The sequence below is a fragment of the Vibrio sp. 10N.222.49.C9 genome (assembly GCF_041474985.1).
Taxonomy (GTDB): domain Bacteria; phylum Pseudomonadota; class Gammaproteobacteria; order Enterobacterales; family Vibrionaceae; genus Vibrio; species Vibrio crassostreae_C.
In genome coordinates, this window is sequence record NZ_JBFRVD010000919.1 from 1 (window position 1) to 319 (window position 319).

Consider the following 319-nt stretch of genomic DNA (forward strand, 5'->3'; position numbering starts at 1 on the left):
GGTTAATGCTTATTAAGGCTAAAAAGCCAAGAAAATAAGCTATACCATAATCTGCTGTCGCTCCAGCTCCCTTGGCTATAGATATTGGGCCACTCAGATTGTTCAATCCTACATCACCCACGACTAATTTTTTCAACATGCTCAGCGTTAGAGAGATCACCTGCTTAGTTTTCTCAATCGCTTTGCCGACAGACTCTACAGGGCCAAACCTCAGGTCAAATCGATACTCTTCAGGCCATTCACCCACTTCAGGCGATACGCCCGCAAAGCCCATATCACCCTCTCGAGTCTCTCGTACGCCCGGAGTAAGAGTGATGGG

General features: G+C 47.3%; 1 protein-coding gene. It reads right to left on the reverse strand.

The window, feature by feature from the left end:
- Positions 1 to 319: site-2 protease family protein (locus AB4585_RS26220; RefSeq protein ID WP_372171687.1), on the reverse strand; the 319-nt coding region annotated here is incomplete at both ends.